The 17,689-nt window shown below is 69.5% G+C and carries 13 protein-coding genes; 1 reads left to right on the plus strand and 12 read right to left on the minus strand.

Annotated elements, in window-relative coordinates; translation table 11 throughout:
• Positions 1-1,337: 1,337 nt before the first annotated feature.
• A complete protein-coding gene (locus GUY61_RS19095; RefSeq protein ID WP_166631411.1) occupies positions 1,338-2,468 on the plus strand; it encodes a VanZ family protein in 1,131 nt (376 codons plus the stop codon).
• A 95-nt stretch (positions 2,469-2,563) separates the two neighbouring features.
• On the opposite strand, the gene GUY61_RS19100 is transcribed toward GUY61_RS19095, so the two are convergent.
• From GUY61_RS19100 to GUY61_RS19155, 12 genes are all read right to left on the minus strand, one after another.
• Complete coding sequence (locus GUY61_RS19100; RefSeq protein WP_166631412.1) at positions 2,564-3,118, minus strand: hypothetical protein; 555 nt, start codon at positions 3,116-3,118, stop codon at positions 2,564-2,566.
• A gap of 35 nt (positions 3,119-3,153) precedes the next feature.
• The gene (locus tag GUY61_RS19105) at positions 3,154-5,451 is read right to left on the minus strand and encodes a DUF6571 family protein (RefSeq protein ID WP_166631413.1); all 2,298 of its coding nucleotides are present in this window, start codon (positions 5,449-5,451) and stop codon (positions 3,154-3,156) included.
• A 14-nt stretch (positions 5,452-5,465) separates the two neighbouring features.
• Positions 5,466-5,882: a hypothetical protein gene (locus GUY61_RS19110; protein WP_166631414.1), complete on the minus strand. Its 417-nt coding sequence runs from the start codon at positions 5,880-5,882 to the stop codon at positions 5,466-5,468.
• 273 nt (positions 5,883-6,155) lie between these two features.
• Positions 6,156-8,495 (minus strand): xanthine dehydrogenase family protein molybdopterin-binding subunit, encoded by a 2,340-nt coding sequence (locus tag GUY61_RS19115; RefSeq protein ID WP_166631415.1) that lies wholly within the window; start codon positions 8,493-8,495, stop codon positions 6,156-6,158.
• The gene (locus GUY61_RS19120; protein ID WP_166631416.1) at positions 8,492-10,312 is read right to left on the minus strand and encodes a 2Fe-2S iron-sulfur cluster-binding protein; all 1,821 of its coding nucleotides are present in this window, start codon (positions 10,310-10,312) and stop codon (positions 8,492-8,494) included. The genes GUY61_RS19115 and GUY61_RS19120 overlap by 4 nt, the downstream gene beginning before the upstream one ends.
• Entirely contained in the window at positions 10,309-11,202 is an 894-nt protein-coding gene (locus GUY61_RS19125; RefSeq protein WP_166631417.1) for a xanthine dehydrogenase family protein subunit M, read from the minus strand. Before GUY61_RS19125 ends, GUY61_RS19120 begins: the two co-directional genes overlap by 4 nt.
• Positions 11,203-11,455: 253 nt before the next feature.
• Positions 11,456-13,150 (minus strand): beta-N-acetylhexosaminidase, encoded by a 1,695-nt coding sequence (locus tag GUY61_RS19130; RefSeq protein WP_166631418.1) that lies wholly within the window; start codon positions 13,148-13,150, stop codon positions 11,456-11,458.
• A 116-nt stretch (positions 13,151-13,266) separates the two neighbouring features.
• A complete protein-coding gene (locus GUY61_RS19135; protein WP_166631419.1) occupies positions 13,267-14,118 on the minus strand; it encodes a carbohydrate ABC transporter permease in 852 nt (283 codons plus the stop codon).
• Entirely contained in the window at positions 14,115-15,089 is a 975-nt protein-coding gene (locus GUY61_RS19140; RefSeq protein WP_243766578.1) for a carbohydrate ABC transporter permease, read from the minus strand. Before GUY61_RS19140 ends, GUY61_RS19135 begins: the two co-directional genes overlap by 4 nt.
• Before the next feature lie 22 nt (positions 15,090-15,111).
• A complete protein-coding gene (locus tag GUY61_RS19145; protein WP_166631420.1) occupies positions 15,112-16,416 on the minus strand; it encodes an extracellular solute-binding protein in 1,305 nt (434 codons plus the stop codon).
• Positions 16,417-16,732: 316 nt separating this feature from the next.
• Positions 16,733-17,026 carry a DUF3039 domain-containing protein gene (locus GUY61_RS19150; protein WP_166631421.1) on the minus strand — a complete coding sequence of 98 codons (294 nt, stop codon included), beginning with the start codon at positions 17,024-17,026 and terminating at the stop codon, positions 16,733-16,735.
• Between the two features lie 23 nt (positions 17,027-17,049).
• Positions 17,050-17,616, minus strand: a complete 567-nt coding sequence (locus tag GUY61_RS19155) for a YqgE/AlgH family protein (RefSeq protein WP_166631422.1) — start codon at positions 17,614-17,616, stop codon at positions 17,050-17,052.
• Positions 17,617-17,689: the final 73 nt, after the last annotated feature.

Consider the following 17,689-nt stretch of genomic DNA (forward strand, 5'->3'; position numbering starts at 1 on the left):
CACCACCGGCACCCGCCCGGCACCCCCTCCAGAACTGCGAAACCTGCGACCACGCCTTCCGAGCCCCCGACCCTGGCCGCTGCCCCGACTGCCGCACGCCGCTACCGGTTCCAACAGCGTGAGCCGCGGCCCGACACGCGGAGGAACCCGGTGGCCATGTGCGGTGCACGGGGTGGCCATCAGTGGCAGCTGGACACGAACCACATGGAGTCTCGGAAGGTGCGGGCACGCACGTGATGCATGGCGCCCTCAGTGCCTCAGTGGCTGAAAATCCAGGCTGGTGATCAGGCAGACGCGCGCAATGCCCATTCTCCGATGCCCACGTCCCGGCGCCGACGTACAGCTTGGATTACTTGACCGGAGCCGGGCAGCAGGAAGCGCAGTCAAGAATCGGCCGGCCATTTTCCGCCAATGGATAGCCGATCGGGATTACACCCCCTTCGGGCTCAACCAGCCACACCAACACAATCAGGCCGACATGCCACCCGAGCACCAAAGGCCGGAATGCGACGTTCAGGTGATCCATCTCACAAAGTACGACCTTGACTCTTTCTGTACATTCAAACCAAGATCTTTTACGCATTCGTTCCCCTCAAGGAGAAAACGATGAAGATATCTGCATCAGGAATCGCGACCGCTACCGCTCTTACCCTGATCCCAATTATGGGCGGGGCGGCGACCGCGTCGGCCGAAGGCGCCTCTACTCAGGCAGTGCAAGCCGAAAGTTGTCCTCGCGACGGTTACGTCACACCCGGACATCGGTGCACGACACTCAGCAATGGCATACTTAGAATTTGGCTGGCAGACGAAGGACGAACCGTCGAGACCAAGTACCACAAGACCGGCGGCAGTACCATCACCGCCAAGCTGGGATACCTTCGCTCGGGAAGCAACACTTGGGGAAGCAGCCAGAGCATGAGCGCCGGGTACTACTACTCAAAAACGTGGACTAGCGTACCGAACGCGTGCTCTCCCGTGAATGGTCTTCTGTACTCAGGAGGTACGACCTACCAGACGCCTGCCGCAGACGTGTGTTAGTACCTTGTTCTTGGGGTGCCGGTCCAGCACCGCACAGGGCCGGCACCCGGTCAGCATAAAATCAGAAAGTAGCCGAGTTGCTATATGCTGTATTTCGCGGCCATGAACTATTCATATTCCTAGCCGCTATCGCTTCTGCCGCTATTGGGTACTTCGGTTACAGGATAGCAACCACACGATCGGACCGCCCCGGCCTTTACGCGTTGCTCACAGCTGCTGTGACTGCTGTCGCGTGCCTTACCCTGTGGACCACTGGATCCGGCACCGGAAAGCCTATGTCTTGCCTGGTCAACCGGGACTTGCTGGAGCCCCTGACCACTGAGCAGGGGATCCTCAACGCCGGGATGTTCGCCCCTGTCGGCCTTCTGGCCACATTGGCAACCAGGAGGGCCGTCGGCCCACTAGTTGGCGGCTTCCTCCTCACTTCCACCATTGAGACATTTCAAGGAATTTTCACCTTTCTCGGCCGCGGGTGCGATACAAGCGACCTGGAAATGAATTTCCTTGGGACTGCTGCCGGGGTAACCTGCGGCTGGTTGATTGTGCATTTCGAGGATCGCGGCCGAAAATTCTGGAATCCACTCGAGCGACGGAACGGAATAGCCGCGGTCGCCTCGTTTGCCTTTCTTTCCGTTGCCTGGATCACTTTGATCACTCCGGAGAAGGTGGATCACACAGTGGGGATCGGGCGGGCCGACTCTCAGCAAAGGACAGCAATAGAGGAAGCCGTTCGAGATGCATTCGGTGACCACTACGAGATCCTTGATATGCAATTTGCGGCAGGTCAATCTGGAGCGGGCACTGTTATGGCATCCTTCAAGGAAGGATTCGCGGAGCTGAGCTGGCCTGATCGTCGCAAGTTCACTGCGAGCCTGGACATGTCAGACACCGGCCAACCCAGCGGATTCCCTGTCTCTGGCAACAGCACCGTGCCTGCCAATGCTAATGACGCCGAGAAGATCGCATCTCTCTATGCCCGGTCGCATGCCGCCTGGGGTATCAAAGAGGCGCAGACTACTGCGAGCGCGGTAGGTTCCGAGGCTGAACTGGGATGGATGATCAGCTGGCGTCGGCGAGATGCAAATGGCGTGCTGATGCCCATGCGCCTTGATATCCAGGTCGATCGAACCGGGAGAGTGTCCCAACTCATAATGCTTGACATTCCGGACCCCTCGGTCACTTCACCCAGTATCGCGAAAGCGGATGCCGTCAAAGAGGTCTTGAAGCAGGTGAAGCTTGGTGCACCCGGCCTGGAGAACAAAGCAGGGGCCGAGCTACTTGCCCAGCAGGTGAGTGGCCAGTGGCGCCCATGCTGGCTGGTGACCGGGAAGCACTCCGACACCAGCTTCAGCGGAACGGTGGATGCGATCTCGGGAAAGGTGATCACCAGTGATGCCCAGCGGGGCGGTGGCGGCGAGGCGAACGACTGAGCTCCGACCACACGGCGTGCGCCCCACGTCCACCGCACCACCTTGCACCTTCGGGTCCTGCCCTTACCGCGACGGCGAGTAGGAAGGACCCGAGGTCAGCCCGCGTCGCACCGCAATTCTTCCCGCGCGAAATCCACGAACTCCCGCATCACGCCGGAAATTACCTCACGTGAATTATTTACCTTTTCCGGCACGGCATTGAAGGTGATATTGAGGTCGATTAGCACCGGAAGACCTTCGGAGTCCGATCCGTCACCCGCCTCATCGGTTACAAGGCTCTCGCATGCAAAGTAAGCAGCGGCTCCACTCTTCCAGATAATCCCCTCATCTCCCGCATCAAGCGGAGACGTGCCGCCAGGCTTTTCAAAGGATTCCCAATCGACATCACCGACCACGACTCTGGCGTTGGCAAGAAGCTTGGTGTTACCGTCGATGTAAAGGTTGCACAATGCGGAATCCCACTCGCCAGCGAGACGGAAAGAGGGAGGATTTTCCTCGATCTCCAATTCATCTCCACCCGGCAGGAGGCGAGCCACCTCCGCCCCAGAAAGTGAATTCCAGCACACCTTCTCTGGCAGTTCTGGAACGGAATCATCATGTTCCCCTATGGAACATCCGCTCGCCCCGACAAGAGACGACAGAATCACCACCGGGACAGCGATGCACCGAAAGGCGGAGAACACGACTAGTTTCCCTTCGAGTTCGTGCTTGCGACGAAGTCGCGACCGATGGAGTGAGCGGCCGCCGCCTGAGTGGAGGCCGCACCCGCGTACTCCCTGATTTCAGCCTCCGACAAATCGGATCCCCTGGCGGCCGCGACTACGGCTGCCTCTGCGGATGTCCGGGCAGCGAATTCCGACTTCTGGTAGCCCTCGCCTGCCTCGCGGCGCGCCTCGTCCGTCGAGTCGTTCGAAGCGTTCTCCACCACCGACGCCGTGATGTCCTCCTGGAGCCAGCCCACCACGTCGCCCGCGATCGGAGCCATCTCCAGGTATTTGGCACCCGCGAGGGAGATGACGCGGTTGGTCCACTTGGCCTGTTCCTCGACGCCCTTGTTGAACTCGCCGTCCTCGTAGGCGTGGGTGTCGTGCACGGCCTGGGCGCGGGCCTCGGTCATGATGCCCGCGATCTCGCCGCCGGGGTGCACCGCGTTGCGGACCGCGTCGCCCGGGTCGCCGTGGTCCGTGGGGTTGGTGAACACGTCGTAGACGAGGAGCGTGGTGTATGCCTGCTGCGCGTTCTTGATCGCGCCGTACGCCCCGGGGTCCTGGGCGACGGCGCCGAGGAAGCCGGTCATGTCCCCCTTGTCGAACTTGGCCGGTTCCCCGAAGTACTTGGCCTGCTGGGCCCCGTTCTCCGCCGTGGCCTGGAGGTCGGGCATGTACTCGGCCGCCATGTTGCCCAGGTTCTGCGCGATGCCGCTCAGCGGAGCGGGGTCCTCGCCGGGTTTGGCGGTGACCAGTTCCGGGTTCTCGCCGATCTTCGCGACCACCCGCTCCATGACGTCGGCCATGGCCCGGGTGTGCTTGACGGGTTCGGCGCCGTCGTCGCCGGGAACCCGCTGGGTGACCGCCGCCTCCAGAGCCCGGCCCAGCGCGTTCTGGCCCACGCCGGGTTCACTGGTACCGCTCGTGTCGTACCAGTCGAACTCCGGCTTCTTGTCGAGGAAGTAGTCCACCATGCCCTGGGCCTTCCCGTACGGCCCCTTGGTCTTCCTGTCGTCCTCGGTGACGATGCCGTCGCCGTTGCTGTCCTCGCGGACCGACTCGTGGAAGAGTGCCGTGGACGCCTCGGGATTCGCCGCCAGCGCCTCCAGCAGGCCGGTGAGCGGGTTGAAGCCCTTGCCTCCTCCCTCGTCCTGGCTGAACGCCATGCCGGTGCTGAAGGGGAGGTTCTGTTCCCAGACTTTCGGGTTCTCGCGGTCCATCGCGACCATGTCCCGGCCCACCGAGGTCAGGAACTCCTTGTCGTAGTCGCCTTCGCGCAGCAGGGCCCCGAGCGCCTGGTAGCCGTAGACCTGGGTGCCCAGTCCCGCGAAGTCGGAGACGTCGATCTGCTTGCGCCCGGCCTTCAGCAGGTCGTTGGTCCACGCCTTGTCGAGATGCCCCGGAGTGGACGAGTCGGTCGCCAGGCCGAGCATGTTCCCCATGTCCTTCTGGATGTTGCGGACCATGTCGGCCCGGTCTTGGCCGATCGGCCCCAGGCCGGTCGCATCCAGGGACATCCTGGTGTAGGCCTCCAAGGCCCCCTCGGCGCCCAGTCTGCGGTAGAAGCCGGTCGCGAACTCGGGGTCGCTCCTGTTGTCGTCGAGGAGCTCTTCCAGTTGCCGGAGTTCCTCGACGTTCCGCGCGGTGCCACCCGGGCCGGTGACCTTGTCCACCAGCTTCGCCGCCCGGTCGACCTGCTCCTCGTCCAGCGTCCGGTACTTGGGGCCGCCGAAGTCGTGGTCGTCCTTCACATTGGCCGTCAGGGCGCGCCGGAGCGAGTCGTCGGCGTCGGAGCAGTCCTCGACGACTCGGTCGATCCTGCGCTGGAGCCGGGCGATGGCACTGTTCTGCCTGCGCAGCAACTCAGGGTAGTCCGGGTCGTTGCGGTACTCGGTGGCGTGGTCCTCCAACGGGTCGACGGCCGACACCCTGCCCTTGCCGTCGACCTTGAGTCCCTGCGCGGGAGCGTCCTCCTCGACGATGCGCCGCAGGTCGTCCTGGGCCTTCTTGAAGGCCAGATGGCCGTCCTCAAGGATCTGCCGTACGCCCTTGGCCTCCTTGGCGGCGTCGTCGAACTCCTTGGCGGTCTTCCGGATGAACGGCCGCGTCACATCCGAATTGACACCCTTCCAGGCCGCCTTCTCCGACTTCGCGAGCATGCCGTCCCTGGCTGTGCCCGCGAGGCGTTCCAGGTCCGTGGTCATCTTCGACCAGTCGCCGATGGCGGTGCGCAGCGGGCCGAGGGGCGCGTGGTAGACGTCGTCGAAACTCAGCATGCTTCCCTCTCCGCCTACTTGAAGTATTCGCTGATCCTTGAGGCGTTGATCGTGGCGGCGATCTCCTGGTCGTCCTTGCGGTGGACGGTCTTCGTGTAGTCGAGGTGGTTCGAGATGTGGGCGCAGGCGTCGAGGAGGGTGCGCATCTGGCTGTTCCAGCGGTCGTGCGTCCGCAACAGCGCCGACCCGCTGGTGAAGTTGCCGTTGTTCAGGGCGATCGCGGCCTCGAAGGTGCTGGGCCTGGCGCGGTCGCCGTCCCGGGTCAGCGCCTGGTAGAGCTGGTACGCCTCACTGCCGACCGCGCCCAGGTCGTCCTGGTTGACGACGAGGTCCTCGCCTCCGCCGCCACCGCCCCCTCCGGAGCCCTCGGCCTGGTTGAGGCGCATCCCGGCTTCCGCTCGCAGCGCGGTCCATTCCTCGTCGAACGCCATGCGGCCCTGCCCCCGGTTCCCGGTTCGAAAGGTTCAGGTCGCGAACGGGCCACGGCCGACTGCGGCATCCGGCCGCGCCGCGACACCACAGTGCGCTCCCCGTTCACCGAAGCAACGGGGATCACTCTAGCCAAGGCGCGTACCGGCCCGGGTCGTGAAGAACGCCCGCACGCCCGGGCGCCGCTCGATACCCGCCAGGTGCAGGCCACGTGCCGGCCGGGTAGCGGCCGGGTGCCGGTCACCCGTCGCCGGTCGGCACCCGGCCGGCAGCGGTCAGGTGCCCGGGACCGCCACGGCCGCCTGGGGGCGGATCGGGAGGCGGTTGACCGGGCGGCCCGTGGCGGCGCGCACGGCGGAGGCGATCGCCGCCGGGGACGTCACGACGGGAACGGCGGAGACGGACTTGGCGCCGAAGGGGGCGACCACGTCGCGTTCCTCGACGAGTTTGACGATACGGATGTCGGGGGCGTCGAGGGCCGTCGGGAGCGCGTAGCCGGTGAGGTTGGGGTGGCGGACCAGGCCGCGGGTGGTGCGCAGGTTCTCGGTAAGGGCCGCCCCCACTCCCTGGGTGACACCGGCCTCGATGCGCGCGGCGAGCTGCGCCGGGTTGAGGACGCGGCCCACGTCCTGGGCGACGGCCATCTCGACCACGCGGACGGAGCCCAGTTCGATGTCGACATCGACTACCGCGCGGATCGCGCAGAAGGCCATGCCGACGAACGCGTCGCCCTGGCCGGTCTCGTCGAGCGGCTCCGTCGGGTGCGGACGGCACTGGGCGGTGGCCCAGAGCTCCTTGCCGTCGAGGGCCTCGGCGACGGTGGTGCTGAGCACACCGTCGTACGACGTGATCTTGCCGTCGGTGATCTGGAGCAGCTCGGTGGACATGCCGAACTTGTGCGCCAAGGGCTGGAGCAACTGGGTGCGCACCATCTTCGCGGCGCGTTCGACGGCCCCGCCGGAGACCCAGGTGTGCCGGCCGCGCGCACCGGGGCCCGCCGGGGGCTGGTCGGTGTCGACGGGGGCGACGTGGACCTCGTCCACGCCGAGGGTCTCCTGGACGATCTGCCGGGCGAGGGTCGAGAAACCCTGGCCGGTCTCGACGGCGGCGCAGATGACGGTGGCGACCCCGCCCTGGATCTTGACGGTGGCGGTGGAGACCTCGTCGGTGCCCTCGGCCCCGAGCATGTGGACCATGCCGAGCGCGTAGCCGACACCGCGGCGTACGGCTCCGGGTTCGCCCGCGCCCTCGGGGCCGCCCGGCAGCAGCCAGTCGGACTCGGGGGTGTCCACGGGGAGCGCGGGCAGCGGGTGGTCCTTCACCGCGCGCAGGAGTTCGGCGATCGGGGCCGGGCAGGTCATCGTCTGGCCGGTGGGCAGCAGGTCGCCGGTGGCCATGACGTTGCGCAGCCGCAGCTCGGCCGGGTCGATGCCGAGCCGGGCGGCGAGCTTGTCCATCTGGCCCTCGTACGCGGCGCACACCTGCATGGCGCCTTCGCCGCGGACATGGCCGGAGGGCGGGTTGTTGGTGCGGACCGCCCAGCCCTCGATGAAGGCGTGCGGAACGACGTACGGACCGCATGCGAAGGACACGGCGGCGGCCAGCGCCTCGGAGGAGGCGTCGGCGTAGGCGCCCGCGTCCAGCAGGACCTGCGCCTCGACCTTGACCAGCCGGCCGTCGGCGTCCGCGTGGTGGCGGTAGCGCAGCAGGGTCGGGTGGCGATGGGCGTGGCCGAGGAAGGAGTCCTCGCGGGTGGCCGTCAGCTTCACCGGGCATCCGGTCTTGAGCGCGAGCAGGCCCAGCGGGAGCTGGAAGCCTGGGTCCTCGCGGTCGGCCGTGGCGCCGGGGACGCCGGTGACGACGACCTTCACGCGTTCGGGTTCCAGCCCGTAGCAGGCGGCGGCCAGGTCGCGGTCGGCGTGCGGGTCGGTGGAGGCCACGTAGATCTCGACGCCGCCGTCGGGTCTGGGGACGGCGAGGCCGGCCTCGGCGCCGATGGGCGCGGGGTCCTGGCGGCCGATGCGGTACAGGCCCTCGACGATGACCTCGCCGGTGATGTCCGGGTCGCCGTAGCGCAGCGGGATGTGCCGGATCAGGTTGCCGTCGGGGTGCAGCGCCTCCGCGGAGAATGCCTTCTCCGGGTCCGTGACGGGCTCGAGGACCTCGTACTCGACCGCGATCGCGGCGGCGGCCATGCGGGCCGTGTCGGGGTGGTCGGCGGCCACGGCGGCGATGGGCTCGCCGTGGTGGCGGACCTCGGTGGACGCGAACACGGGGCGGTCGGCCACGCGCCGGCCGTGGGCGGCGTCGCCGGGGACGTCCTTGTGGGTGACGACGGCCCGGACGCCGGGCATGGCGGCCGCGGCCGAGGTGTCGACGGAGAGGATGCGGGCCCGGGCGTGCGGGGAGCGCAGGAGGCAGGCCCACAGCAGGCCCTCGGCCCACAGATCGGCGGCGTACGGGAAGACGCCTTCGGTCTTGGCTCGGGTGTCCTCGGACGGGAGGGAGACACCGAGGCCGTGCGGGGGCGGCTCGGGGTCCGGTCCTCCGGTGGTTCCCGTGCCGCCTTCGGGGGCGGGGGCCGCGGTGGCCGTGGGGCCCGGGTCGCTGCTCACGCCATGCCTCCGTCCTGCGGGTAGTGCGGGTGCTGGTAGTCGGGGTGCGCGGGGTGGACCCCGCCCGCGCCCGGGGGCGCCTGGTGCGGAATACGGGCCGCCTCGTGCGGTTCCGCCGCCGCCTCCGCGGCTTCCGCCGCTTCGTCGGCCTCGGCGGCGAGTGCCTCGCGCTCGGCGACGACCTCGCGCACGGCTTCGAGCACTCCCCGGTAGCCCGAGCAGCGGCACAGGTTGCCGGCCAGCGCCTGGCGGGCCTCGAGCTCGGTGGGGGCGTGGTTGCCCTCGAGGAGGTCGTGGACGGTCATCGCCATGCCCGGGATGCAGAAGCCGCACTGGACGGCCCCGCACCTGGCGAGGGCCCGCTGGACGTCGCTGGGGCTGCCGTTCTCGGCGAGGCCCTCGACGGTGCGGACCTCGGAGCCGGCCGCCGTCGCGGCCGGGACGAGGCAGGAGGCGACCAGCCGGCCGTCGACCTGGACGGCGCAGGCGCCGCACTCGCCCTGCGAGCAGCCGTCCTTGGCGCCGGCGAGGCCGAGGCGCTCGCGCAGGACGTAGAGCAGGGACTCGCCGATCCAGGCGTCGGCGACGGGCCGGTCGGCGCCGTTGACGCGCAGCACGTAGGAGGCGAGGGGGTGCTCGTCGGACGGCACGGCGGAGTCCCTGCCGGCGGGGGCGGCTTCCTCCGCGGGCGCCTCCGCCCGGTCCCGGGAGTCCTGGGGTTGCTGGGGGTCCTGGGGGTCCTGGGCGTGGGCGTGGTGGGGTTCCTGAGGCTCCTGGGCGCCCGCCTCGCCGTCCGCGGGGCCTTGCTGTGCCCGGGCGTCCGTGTCCCGCTGCCCGGCCCCCGGGGCGCCGTCCCGGGCCGCCCCGTCGTTCTGGGTGACCCCGGCGGTCTCGGCGCCGCCCGCACCCCCCGCGTCCCTGCCGTCCGCCGCTCCGTGGCCCCGAGCGGGCTCCGCGGGCTGCTGCGGCTCCCGCGGGTCCCGGGTCGCGTACTCCTCCGCGACGTCGGCGGGCACCGCCCAGGGCGCCTGGGCACCGCCGGGAAGCGTCGCGGGCCAGGAGTCGGACGCCCGGCTCCCGGAGGGCTGGTTCCCGGGGTCACCGGAGAACTGGTTCCCGGCGGCCGGGGTCCCCGCGGCGGGCGTCCCCGAGGCCGGTGCGGGCCAGTGGTCCTGCGCGCCGGTGTCCGCGGCCCCGGTGCCCTGCGCGGGTCCGGTCGCCCAGGGCGCGGGCGCGCCGCCCGGCAGGGTCGGCGGGAGCGAGCCGTTCCATTCGGCGGCGAGCGCCGAGGTGGTGAACTCGCCCGACTCGTCGGGCAGGTCCCCGTCGGCCACGGGGATCGTCCACTGTCCGGTGAGGTCGGCCGCCTGGCCGGGCGCGTGGCCCTGGGCCGGGCCGCCACGGTTCTGTTCCGGGATGTTCCACTGGCCGGTCGCGTGCGGGTCGCCCTCGCGCGCGTCCCGCAGGTCGTTCACGTCCTGCGCCCACTGCTGCTGGTCGGGGGTGGCGATGGGCGGCGGCGTGTAGCCGTTGCCGGGGGCGGCCAGCGGCTCGCGGCCGGGATAGGTGCCGTCGCGCAGTCCCTCGGGCAGGTTCACGAAGGCCGTGGCGCCCTCGTCGTACTCGCCGCCGAGTTCGCCGGTGAAGCCGGAGCCGAACTGTCCGCCGTACTCGCCGTACTGCTGCCCGTACTCGCCCGGGTAGCCGGTGCCGGGCGCCGGTCCCGCGCCCTGCTGCTCGCCGTCGTACTCGCGGTCGTACCGGCGCTCGTAGTCGCGTTCGTAGTCGCGGTCGTACTCACGCTCGTTGTCGCTCACGAGAGCGCCCTCCCCAGTGCTCGTCGCGCCAGCGCGGCCACGGTACGCCGCAGGTGCAGTACGACGGGCGGTAGCGCGGCCACCTCGCCGTCGGGTCCCGGTACGGGGTCCGGGATGCAGGCGGCCGCGACGTACTCCCCGAAGGCCGCCAGCGCCTCGGGGGCCAGGGCTCGCTCGCCGTCCCAGTCGATCAGCGAGGCGACCCAGCGCTCGGCCTCCAGGGGCCGCAGCGGCATCGGCGCCACGGCCCCGACGGCGATGCGCACGCCGCGCCGCGCCGGGTCGAGGACGAGCGCCACGGAGGCGAGGGCGCGGCCGGGTCCGGTGCGGCCGGTGGCCTTGAGGAAGGTCTGCGGCGCGTGCAGCAGCGGTACGCGCACGAAGGCGATCAGCTCGCCGGGGTGCAGCAGCTCGCGGCCCGCCAGCAGGTGGGAGACCGGGATCTCGCGGCGGCGGCCGCCCGGGCCCGCGATGACGAGCGTGGCCTCCAGCGCGGCCAGAACGGGCAGGGCGTCACCGGTCGGGGCAGCTGTGGCGATGTTGCCGCCCAGGGTTCCCGCGTTGCGGATCTGCGGCGGGCCCGCGGCACGCGCGGCGGCCGCGAGCGCCGGAATGAGCGCGGCGAAGTCGGGACGCCCCATGCGGGCGTGGGTGAGGCCGGCGCCGAGCAGGGCGTGGCCGTCCTGGTACTGCCAGCCGCGGATCTCGTTGATCCGGCCGAGACCCACCAGGGCGGCGGGCCGCAACTGACCGGAATTGACCCCCGCCATGAGGTCGGTACCGCCGGCGACGGGCACGGCGGCGGGCACGGCGGCGAGCGCCGCCACGGCCTCGTCGAGCGAGGCCGGCAGCATCACGGACTGCGCTGCCTGCGGTGCGTGCGTGGTCAACCCAGCTGCCCCTTCCCGACCGGTGTCCCGCCTGGTGCGCCTAGTTTCCGCCGTACGGGTCTCCTACGCGCCGGTGCGCGTCTGTTCCGCCGTACGGTACGTGCTCACAGGCCGGACGTGGCAACTCTGGCACATTCTCCGAGCCGCCCGACGCGAGGGTCCACTAGGAGTGATTCGTCCTCGACCTGGGTGATGGTCCGGTTTCGTATGCCATCGTCCGGATGCCCTGCGGCGTCAGCGTACCGAGCGGGTCTCACACGTTCGGGGGTGGTCCTTCGATCGGGCGTCCGAGGCTGCCGGTCATATTTTCCGGAGCCGGCCTCCGCTGCCACGGCAGCGGGCCGCCGGGCGGACGGTAGGCGACACCCAGCGCGTCCAGACGGGCGTAGTGCGCCCCGGCCATTCGCGCCTCGAAATCGGCGAAGTCCCGCTCGGCCGGCTCGGGGAGCCGGCTCCAGGCGACTTCCGCGAGGGCGGCGAGCCTCGGGAACACCTGGTAGTCGACGCGGCCCTGGTCCTCCATGACCTCGGTCCACACATTGGCCTGGGTGCCCAGGACGTGCCGGGCCGCCGCGGTGCCGCGCAGGCGGGGCGGCACCGGTTCGAAGCGGTAGACGTCCTCCAGGGTGCGGACGTAGCCGATCGGCATCGGCTCGTCCTCGCCGGGTGCCTGCCGGTGGTCCAGGTACACCTGCTGCTCGGGGCACATCACGACGTCGTGGCCGGCCTCCGCGGCGGCGACACCGCCCGCGCAGCCGCGCCAGGAGGACACCGCGGCGCCGTCCGCGAGACCGCCTTCGAGGATCTCGTCCCAGCCGATGAGGCGCCGGCCGCGTGCCGCGAGCCATCGGCCGAAGTGGCGGACGAACCAGCTCTGCAGCTCCTCCTCGCCCGACAGTTCGAGTTCGGCGATCCGCGCCTGCGCGGCGGGGGACGCCTTCCACTGGTCCTTCACGCACTCGTCGCCCCCGATGTGCACGAAGGACGAGAACGCGGCGGCGTCGGCGGGGAAGAGTTCGAGGACCTCTTCGAGTACGCCCTCGTAGAAGCGAAGGGTGCTGTCGGTGGGCGCGAGTACGTTCGTATTGATGCCCCAGGTGTCCCACACGGAAAGGGCGGTGGTGTCGATGACGTCGGTGTTGCCGAGTCGGGGGTACGAGGCGATGGCGGCCTGCGAGTGGCCGGGGATGTCGATCTCGGGAACGACGCTGATATGCCGTTCGGCGGCGTAGGCGACGATCTCGCGGATGTCGTCCTGCGTGTAGTAGCCACCGTGGGGTTTCTCGTCCCACAACGGCGAGGCACGGTGCCCGTATTTGGTGCGTGACCGCCAGGCACCGGTCCGGGTGAGTTCCGGATACCTCTCGATCTCGATGCGCCACCCCTGGTCGTCGGTCAGATGGAAGTGGAAGACGTTGAGTTTGTGGGCGGCGAGCAGATCGAGTTGGCGCAGCACTCCGTCCTTGGGCATGAAGTGGCGCGCCACGTCGAGCATCAGGCCGCGCCAGGCGAAGCGGGGACCGTCCTCCACGGTGAGCACCGGCAGGTCCCATTCCCCGTTCCGGACGACGGGGGCCCGGCGGAAGGCCGCGGGGCCGAGGAGCTGGCGCAGGGTCTGGGCGCCCCAGAAGACCCCTGCCGCGCCGCCTCCCTCGATGAGGACACGCGGTCCCGTGCCGGCGGAGCCCCCGGTGGTCAGCCGGTAGCCCTCCGGGCCGAAGGCGCGTCCCACCCCCGTGCCGAGGCGGAGCGCGAGGGCGGTCGGCCCGGTGCCGGGGGGCAGTGACAGTCCCGTCGCGGCGCCCAGGGCCGTGCGCAGCCACCGGGCCACACCCTCGGTGCCGGGCCCCGCGTCCAGCACGGTCCGCTCGTCGAGCGTGGTCCGGCGGCGCGGCGCGGCGGGGCGGCGCAGGCAACGGGGCGCCGGGATCAGGTGTTCGCCGTTCATGGCCCTCCCTCGGTCCTTCATCCACTCGGTCTTTCGGCCACTCGGTTCTTCAGCCGCTCAGCCCTCCGGCTCTCCCCCTCAGCCGCTCAGTCCTCGACCGCTCAGTCCTCGACCGCTCAGTCCTTGACCGCGCCGCCGAGACCGGAGACGAGTCTGCGCTGCACCAGCGTGAAGAAGACCAGGACCGGAATCGTCATCACCGTGGACGCCGCCATGATGCCGCCCCAGTCGTTCTCCTCCGGTTTGAAGAAGACCAGCAGCGCCATCGGCAGCGTCGACTGCGAAATGTCGCTGATGATGAACGACCTGGCGAAGAGGAAGTCGTTCCAGGTGGAGATGAAGGAGAAGACACTCGTCGCCACGAGGCCGGGGAAGACGAGCGGGAACAGGATCTGCCACAGGAAGCGGGTGCGGCTCGCTCCGTCGATGTACGCGGCCTCCTCGAGGGCCTCGGGGACGGCTTTCACGAAACCGCGCAGCATCCAGACCGCGAAGGGGAGCGAGAAGGCGATGTGCGGCAGGATCAGCGAACCCAGCGTGTTCAGCAGGCCGAAGTCCCGCATGAGGAAGAACAGCGGAATGGTGAGCGCTTCGACGGGCACCATCTGCGCGACGAGGAACATCACCAGCAGGGTGGTGCGGAACCTGAACCGGAAACGGGTCACGGCGGTCGCCGCGAGAAAGGCGATCAGCGCGGAGGCGAGGACGACGACTCCCGCCACGAAAAGGCTGTTGAGGAAGTAGCGGCCGAATTCCTGCTGTTCGAAGACCCGCCGGAAGGAGTCGAGGGAAGGGTTCAGGGTCCAGGGGCGGGCCTCGGTCGACTGGATCTCGCCCGCCGGTTTCAGCGCGGAGAGCACCATCCAGTACAGCGGGAAGGCGACGGCCGCGGCGATCAGCAGCGCCGAGACCTCGGCCGCGAGCCGCCAGGGCCTGCGGACGACCGGACGCGCGGCGAATGGGTTCACAGGTCTTCTCCCTGGCGGCGCAGCAGACGCAGGTACACGAGGGTCACGGCGAGCAGGATCAGCAGCATGACGACGCCGATGGCGGAGCCGAGGCTGTACTGCGAGGAGGCGAACGCCTTCTGGTACGCGTAGACGTTGAGGACGAGGTTCTGGCCGGCGATACCGCCGCCGCCCGTCATGACGTAGATCTGGGTGAAGACCTTGAAGTCCCAGATGACCGACTGGATGGTCACGACGACGAGGACCGGCCGCAGCATCGGGGCCGTGACCGAGCGCCAGGTCCGCCAGTGGGAGGCGCCGTCCAGGGCGGCGGCCTCCAGGACTTCGCCGGGAACGGCCTTGATGCCGGCGTAGACGGTGACCATCACGAACGGGAACGAGCACCGCACGACTTCGAGGAGGACGAGGGCGAAGGCGCTGTAGCGGCCGTAGGTCCACGAGTGGTCCCCCAGCCCGAACACCTTGTTGACGGGTCCGAAGTCCGGGTCGAAGAGGAACACCCAGACGGTGGACCCGGTGATGGCCGGGGTCGCCCAGGCCCCCAGCGCGGCCAGCATCAGCGCCGTTCGGGGCAGGGCCCGGATGCGGGTCAGCAGGACGGCGAGCGCGCATCCCACCGCGAGGGTGCACACCACGCACGCCGCCGCGAACAGCACGGTCGCCAGCAGCACCTGCCAGAACTGCTCGTCGCGGAAGAGCACGGCGTAGTTGCCGAACCCCTGGAAGGTCGTCGGCTCGCCGCCGCTGACCTGTGCCTGCGTGTACTCCAGGAAGGAGATCAGGCCGAGTTGGTAGACGGGGTAGACCAGCAGCCCGCCCAGCACCACGAGGGCGGGGGCGAGACAAATCCAAGGCGTGGCGCCGCCGGCGCCTCTGCCCCGCCCCCTGCCGACTGAGGGCCGCGCCCCGGCGGGCAGGGCCGGGGCGCCGGCCGCCGGGGCGGGACCGCCGGGCGACGAGCCGTCGGTCATCGGTTCGGCTCGCGTCACGGGTTCAGCTCGCGTCACGGAAGGCCGCGTCCATCTTCTCCGCCGCGTCCCCGGCCGCTTCCGGTACGTCCTTACGGCCGCTGACGATCTCCTGGAACATCGTGGGCAGAACGAGTCCCGCGTCTATGGCAGACCAGGCGGGCGAGGCGGGCGAGGCGGGGACGAACCTGGTGCCGGCGGCGAGGGTCTTCACGAACGGCTCCACGAAGGGTTCCTCCTTCGCGACCTCCTCGCGCACGTCGGTGTAGGTGGGCAGGAAGCCCATGGCGCCGAAGAGTTCACGCTGGGTGTCCTTGCCCGCCAGGGACTTGAGCAGGTCGACGGCGAGGGTGCGGTGCGTCGTGCTTCTGAGGACGCCGAGGTTGTTCCCGCCCGCGAACGCGGGGGCGATCTCCCCGGCCTCGACGCCCGGGAGGGGGACGACCGCATACTTGCCCTTGACCGCGCCGGCCTCGACCGCCGCGTGGCCGAAGTCGCCGCCGATGGCCATGGCCGCCTTGCCCGAGGCGAAGGCGGTCACGGTGTCGTTGCCGCCCATCTCCGCACACTTGGCCGCCGGGCAGTTGTCGTCACCGAAGAGGGAGGTGTACGTCTCGATGCCCTTCTGGGCGGCGGCGCTGTCGATGACCGCCTTGTACGAGTCGCCGTCGGGCTCGGCCAAGTCGCCGCCCCGGGCCCAGATGAAGGGCATCGCTCCGTAGGTGTAGGCGCCGCCGACGGCGAGGCCGTACAGCTCCGGCTTCTCCTTGCGGATCTTCTTCGCGGTGGAGACGAGTCCGGCCTGAGTGGTGGGCGGTTCGAGGCCGAGTTCCTCGAAGACGTCGGTGCGGTAGTAGAGGGCGCGTACGCCGACGAAGAGCGGAGCACCGTAGATCTTGCCGTCGACGGTGACTGAGCCCCTGGCCGTGGGGTCGGTGTCCCTGGCCTCGTCCCAGGCGCCGAACTCCTCGGTGATGTCGGCGAGTCCGCCGTCCTTGACGTAGCCGGCGGTGTCGGTGTTGCCGTATTCGATGACGTCGGGGGCGCTGGCGGGGTCGTTGAAGGCCGCCTTGATCCGCTGGGCGCGGGTCTCGACGGGAATGTACTCGATCTCGACGTCGGCGCCCTCGTGAGCCTTCTCGAAGGCGGCAACGGCACGCCCGACGGCCTCCTCCTTGGGCTTGTTGGCGACTTCCTGGAAGAGCCAGACCCGGAGGGTGCCGCTCTTCCCGTCCTTGCCGGAGGCATCGGTGTCACTGGTGGAGGGGACGCAGGCGGTGGCGAGGGCGAGCAGCAGGGCCAGGGCGCCGGTTCTGGCGGAGAGCTTCATACGGCGGAACTCCCACGTTCGGCGTTGCAACATACGCAACGAGCGTTTCGTATTGCACAACACACAGGAGGCTAGGGAACGCCTCACCGCCCCGACAAGAGGTCTCAACCAGTTCGTGACCACCGGAAGCAGTCCGTGCAACGCAAAGGGCCCCTGGGGGCGCGCGTCGTCGCGCGCCCCCAGGGGCCCATCGCCTGTGAATCGTCTCGAGCAGGGACAGAACCGGCACCGGGCCGCGGGGGCCCGGCGCGGGCAGACACGGAAGGCTCAGTGCGGACGTGTCCGGCGCCGCAGCACCGAACGGCCCGGAAGCGCCTTACTTGCCCTTGCCGCCGCCCTTGCCGCCGTTGTCGCCGCCGCCCGGACCCAGGGAGTCGTAGATCTCCTTGCACATCGGGCAGACGGGGTACTTCTTCGGGTCGCGACCCGGGACCCAGACCTTGCCGCAGAGCGCCACGACGGGTGTGCCGTCGAGCGCGCTGGCCATGATCTTGTCCTTCTGGACGTAATGGGCGAAGCGCTCATGGTCGCCGTCGCCGTGCGACACCTGCGGCGTCGGCTCGACGAGGGTTCCCGTGCCTGCCCCGCGCTCGGGCTCAAGAGTGCTCATGGATTCAGGGTACTGGGTGGTGCTCAATTGAGGCTCGGGTCGTCCGGGTACGTGGCGACCATCGCCAGCTCGCTGCGCTGTCTGCGCAGCACGGACCGCCACAGCCGCTCCGGATCCGGCGCCGACACGTCACCCGGCTCGGACTCCACGACGTACCACGCGCCCTCGGCCAGCTCGTCCTCCAGCTGGCCGGGTCCCCAGCCCGCGTACCCGGCGAAGATCCGCAGCGAGCCCAGCGCCTTCGCCAGCAGTTCCGGAGGCGCCTCCAGGTCGACCAGGCCGATCGAGCCGTGCACACGGCGCCAGCCCAGCGGCCCCTCGACCGCGGGTCCGGGGATCACCCCGACGCCCAGCGCGGAGTCCATGGAGACCGGCCCGCCCTGGAAGACGACCCCCGGCTCGCCCGCGAGGTCCGCCCAGGGCTCCAGGATGTCCTCGACCTCCACGGGGGTGGGGCGGTTCAGGATCACGCCGAGGGAGCCCTCCTCGTCGTGATCGAGGAGGAGCACGACCGCGCGGTCGAAGTTCGGGTCCGCGAGGGCCGGAGTGGCGACGAGCAGCCGCCCGGTGAGGGAGGACACCTCGGTCATGCCCCCATGATCCCCCAGGAAGCGGCTGCGCGGGACCCGAAGACGGAACGCGAACGGGGGGAGGGATGCATAC

Source organism: Streptomyces sp. GC420 (assembly GCF_009916105.1).
Classification (GTDB): Bacteria; Actinomycetota; Actinomycetes; order Streptomycetales; family Streptomycetaceae; genus Streptomyces.

Excerpts from the sequence above, each read along its gene's own strand:
- GUY61_RS19105 (WP_166631413.1), bottom strand. The coding sequence starts at position 5,451 with ATGCTGAGTTTCGACGACGTCTACCACGCGCCCCTCGGCCCGCTGCGC.
- GUY61_RS19110 (WP_166631414.1), bottom strand. The coding sequence starts at position 5,882 with ATGGCGTTCGACGAGGAATGGACCGCGCTGCGAGCGGAAGCCGGGATG.
- GUY61_RS19130 (WP_166631418.1), bottom strand. The coding sequence starts at position 13,150 with ATGAACGGCGAACACCTGATCCCGGCGCCCCGTTGCCTGCGCCGCCCC.
- GUY61_RS19140 (WP_243766578.1), bottom strand. The coding sequence starts at position 15,089 with ATGACCGACGGCTCGTCGCCCGGCGGTCCCGCCCCGGCGGCCGGCGCC.
- GUY61_RS19145 (WP_166631420.1), bottom strand. The coding sequence starts at position 16,416 with ATGAAGCTCTCCGCCAGAACCGGCGCCCTGGCCCTGCTGCTCGCCCTC.
- GUY61_RS19150 (WP_166631421.1), bottom strand. The coding sequence starts at position 17,026 with ATGAGCACTCTTGAGCCCGAGCGCGGGGCAGGCACGGGAACCCTCGTC.
- GUY61_RS19155 (WP_166631422.1), bottom strand. The coding sequence starts at position 17,616 with ATGACCGAGGTGTCCTCCCTCACCGGGCGGCTGCTCGTCGCCACTCCG.